The organism is Candidatus Similichlamydia epinepheli, assembly GCF_003056015.1.
The window spans coordinates 1-1043 of sequence record NZ_PPEU01000161.1 but is presented as its reverse complement, the minus strand read 5'-3'; the positions used below and the strand labels follow the sequence as shown (position 1 = coordinate 1043).

The window sequence follows — 1043 nt, the reverse complement described above, 5'->3', positions numbered from 1 at the left end:
AATAGGGAAACTATCTCCGTAAATGTATTTAAGCTCTTGGTCCCAATTGGAAGATGAACTTCCCACTAGCTTGAAATACGGAAAAATTTCATGGTCAAATCCTATTTTGCAGAGAGCACGCTTCCAATAACCTAACACTTCTTTTTCTGTGTTTACCAAGGTTCCGTCTAGGTCAAATATATAAAGTTCCACTTCAGGAGAGTAAAAATCAGACATAATTAAGCCAAGATAGTTTCTATTCATCGATGTTGTTGCGTCGACGTTGTAATTCTTTTGATAGAGAGTAATGTAAATCCAAATCAAATTTTTTTTTAATTGCCCATTTCAAATAAGATAGAGGAATTTGCTTTATAGAAAGACCACGATATTCTCCGAGTGGCATCGTTTCCATCTCAATAGGTTTTTCTAGCAGGTTTTGAATCGTTTGTAGACAAGGAAAACTTGCAGTTAACTTTCTGAAAAGTGTGATTGTGCTTCGTACATCATTCATTGCACGATGATGCTTTTCAATCGGAATATAGAAATGGCTGCATAGACCTTCTAATGAGAGAAATGGACATTTCCCGTACGCACGAGCAAGTCTCAATGTGTCTATGGAAGGGTGCTGTATTGTCCAATCCATGCCTATAATCTTCATTTCTTTTTGAATAATTGAAAGATCAAAAGAGACTTGATGACCGATAATTGGGCCACGATTAAGAAGAGAAACGATATGAGGTGCTATTTCCTTGAATAGAGGTTTGTTTTGCAACATTTCATCTTTGATGGAATGGATTTTACTTGATGAATCTGGAATTGGAATAAGTGGATTGAGTAAAGTTGTATATTCATCGATGACGGTTTCACCTTGAAAGATGGCGATTCCAATTTCAATGATACGATCCCTGGTCAAGTCAAGACCGGTTGTCTCACAGTCGATACATACAAACGTGACTTGGTCAATTGGACGCATCACGAATCTCCAAAACAAACCTCTATTCAAGGAAATAGCACCTCATATCGTTTCTCTTCTTAATCGTGGCCCAATTATCGGTCATCAAGTT

1 protein-coding gene and 1 pseudogene are annotated in these 1043 nt (G+C 37.2%); both read right to left on the bottom strand.

Annotated elements, in window-relative coordinates:
• A pseudogene (locus GCCT14_RS05150) lies at nucleotides 1-216 on the bottom strand (hypothetical protein); the annotation flags it as partial.
• A 19-nt stretch (nucleotides 217-235) separates the two neighbouring features.
• A complete protein-coding gene (locus GCCT14_RS05145; protein WP_157952655.1) occupies nucleotides 236-952 on the bottom strand; it encodes a putative quorum-sensing-regulated virulence factor in 717 nt (238 codons plus the stop codon).
• Nucleotides 953-1043 lie beyond the last annotated feature (91 nt).